This is a genomic window from Natronomonas sp., from assembly GCF_036625485.1.
Taxonomy (GTDB): domain Archaea; phylum Halobacteriota; class Halobacteria; order Halobacteriales; family Haloarculaceae; genus Natronomonas.
The window spans coordinates 1-3124 of record NZ_JAZKTR010000222.1 but is presented as its reverse complement, the minus strand read 5'-3'; the positions used below and the strand labels follow the sequence as shown (position 1 = coordinate 3124).

The 3124-nt window shown below is 65.3% G+C and carries 2 protein-coding genes; both read right to left on the bottom strand.

What is annotated here, in order from left to right:
- Positions 1 to 24: 24 nt before the first annotated feature.
- The gene (locus tag V5A53_RS14150; protein ID WP_332314257.1) at positions 25 to 1020 is read right to left on the bottom strand and encodes an NAD-dependent epimerase/dehydratase family protein; all 996 of its coding nucleotides are present in this window, start codon (positions 1018 to 1020) and stop codon (positions 25 to 27) included.
- A 62-nt stretch (positions 1021 to 1082) separates the two neighbouring features.
- Positions 1083 to 3124, bottom strand: a 2042-nt coding sequence (locus tag V5A53_RS14145) for a M14 family zinc carboxypeptidase (RefSeq protein ID WP_332314256.1), incomplete at its 5' end; no start/stop codon positions are given.

Sequence of the window (3124 nt, the reverse complement as noted above, 5' to 3'; positions counted from 1 at the left end):
TTAAAACCAGCCTTGTCGAACCACCTATTCGACCGTCCCCAACACGTCCAGCAGCCGTTCTTCGGACTCGCGGTCCGGGCCGTTCTCCCGGCCCGTCCGGTCGGATGCGCGGTGTTCGGCGACCGTCGCCGCGAGCGCCTCCTCGTGGTCGGTCGGTTCCCAGCCCAGCGACCGGAGTTTGTTCGTATCCAGCAGGTGCGGATACTCCCGATAGATGGGGAAATCGTCCAGCGAGCAGTCGACGGTCCCGAGTTCGCGTTCGCTGGCGTAGACTTTCTCGACATCGGTCTCACAGGCCTCGGCGATGAGGTCGACCCACTCGCCCAGCACGGGCGCGTGGCCGTCGCCGACGTTGTAGGCTTCGCCGGGCGTTCCTTCCTCGGCGACCGTCCGCAGGGCGCTCGCGACGTCCTTCACGTAGACGAGATGCCAGAGGTTCGTCCCGTCACCGGGCACGACGACGGTGTCGTGGTTGTCCACGCGGTCGATCCAGTAGTCGAACCGCTCGGTGTAATCGTGGGGACCGTAGACGACCGGCGGCCGGACAGCCATCGCGTTGACGCCGCGCTCGGCGGCCGCGAAGACCGCCCGGTCGCCCTCCGCCTTCCGGGCGCCGTAGGTCTCCATCGTGTCGTCGATGGCTTCCTCGGCCGAACAGTCGTTGAGTTCGGTTTCGCCCTCCCGCTTCGGGATGCGCTCCTCGCCGTAGGACGCCCCCGAGGAGATGTATACGTAGGCGTCCACGTCGCTGAAGATATCCGTCGCCGCGTGCACGTCCCGCGGCTGGTAAGCCACACAGTCCACGACCACATCGGGGTCGACATCGAGGCCCGCACGCCGGAGGTCCGCCTCGTTCGTCCGGTCGCCCTCGACGTGCGCCACTCGCTCGTCGTCGGCGAAGGGGTTGTCGTGGTTGCCGCGGTTGAAGATCGTGACCTCGTAGCCCGCATCGAGGAACTCCTCGACGGTGTGTCGGCCGATGAATCGCGTGCCGCCGATGATGAAAGCGTGGTCGGTCATACCACCGACTGCGTGCCGAGCGGCGAAAAAGGGTGGCGGTTCGGCCGGTCGGCTACCGCCGGTTAGATGCCAGCACCGACGTAAACGACGTCGTCCTCGCCGGCGAAGTCGACCGTCTCACCGTCGATGTCGGCGATTGCAGGCCCGTAGTTCGCGAGATTGGAGTTGTCGATGCCGTTGGGCGGATCGACGAAGTAGGTGAACGTGACCGATTCATCGCTCCCGTCGACCTCGTCGGCTTCGACGTCGCGGAACTCGACGACGCCGTCCTCGACCTCCGTTCCGTTCCCGAACGGCAGGAGCGTCCAATCCGGGGGGAACTGATCGCGGATGACCGCGTCATCGCTGAGGTTCGAAACGGTGAGTTCGACGCGGTTGGCCTGCTCGCCCATGACGACGCTGCTGTCGACGGCACGGGACCCCTCCGCGGTGAGGCCATCGACGACGTCGTCGTCGCCGGTTTCCCAGTCCTCGACGCGACCGTACTCGCGTGTCGTCTCGCCGGCCTCACGAACCTGCTTGAACCCGAGCGCTGAGGTGAACAGGACGTTACCGAGGAAGGTCACGGTGTAGTTCTGAAGCCCGAACGGATGCAGATTGCCCTGCCATGCCGGCGGCAGCAACGAGGAGATGTAGTGGATGCCGCGTCCCGAGTCCTCGGCTTCCGTGATCGTCCGGATGGCCGCCCGATAGCCAGTCACCTCCATCTCGAACAGTTCGGGGTTGTAGACGTTCCCGCCGAGCATGTGGTTGAACGACATCTCGAAGTCCAGCGTCGTCATATCCAGCCCGATGGGTTCGGGATGGGCCATCCAGTCGAGGAACGCCCCGGACACCGTGTAGCCGATGGTGTCGTAGATCGTCGCGTAGTCGAAGGCGCTCTCGGGGACGACGCCGAACAGGACGGGGTCGAACTGCTGGTCACCGACCAACTGCACGCGTGTTTCGCCGGCGGTCTGCCACGTGTCGAGCGCCTCCGCCAGCGTCTCGTTGATGTTGAGACACATCTCGTAGACCTCGTGCAGTTCCCGGGTGTTGAACTGGTCCTGGGAGATGAGTCCCAGTACGAAGTTGTTGAACACGGGGCCGCCGTGAAGGTCGGCGCCGTAGTTGAGGTTCTCGTAATCCTGGAAGTAGTCGACGAATGCCTTCGCGTCCGGCACCTTCTCGTCGACGTAGCCGGGTTGGTCGTCGTAGTTCGCCGGGGCCGCCGGGTAGTGGGCCGGTGTAATGTAGCCGACTGCCGGATACTGCCGGTTCGTGTCGAACACCTCCGCGTTTCCGCGCTCGTAGAGCGGCGCTGCAGGTGCCCGGGGCGTCCCGGTACCCGGACCACCGACCTGCCACCCGGAATCGTACTGCGGGTTTCGGACCGCCCAGCCGTCGGGGTTGGTAAAGCCGATGATGACGACGACGTCGTCGAGCAGAGGTTCGAGTTTCGCGTCACTCCCGGCGACGTCAGGTTCGGAGCCGCGGGCCGCGTTCTCCAGTACGCGAGCGCCCGTCTCCCGCCCCGCCATCTCCAGTCCGTGCAGCGAACAGGAGAAGAACACCTTCTCCTTGTCCTCGAAGTCCGTCTCCGAGTCGAAGTTCGTCAACTCGGCGACGTACATCCCCTTGGGGTCGGGGCGATCGGTGACGTTGTTGTGGTGGCCCGGTGACTGGCCGACGTTCTTCACGCGGATCCGGTCGGGATAGCACTCTTCGAGGACGTCGGGGCCGTCCTTCAGTTGCTCGAAGCCGATATAGTCGACCGACCGTCGGGGTTCCGGGAAGACCCCGGCCGGGTAGTAGCCGATGCGCCAGAAGGGGTTCGAACCGGGTGCGAATTGGAACTCGCTGGCGCTCGGGATGTCCGCCACCGTGTTCGCCTCGGTCGTCGTCACCTGCGTGTAGGCGGCCGGCTCCGGCGTCGTCGTATGAACCTCCTCGTCGAGGGCGCTCTCCATCGCCGTCGGACCGCTCGGGTCCGAAAAGCGTACCAGCGTCGGTACCGGGTGGTCCTCGGGCGTGTGATTCAGGACGTACTGATACTCCGTCGTATACTCCGGCGCACTCGCATCCGCCGTCGCGTTCGCGGGAAGTGTCAGCGCCGCGCCGGTCG

Excerpts from the sequence above, each read along its gene's own strand:
- V5A53_RS14150 (WP_332314257.1), bottom strand. The coding sequence starts at position 1,020 with ATGACCGACCACGCTTTCATCATCGGCGGCACGCGATTCATCGGCCGA.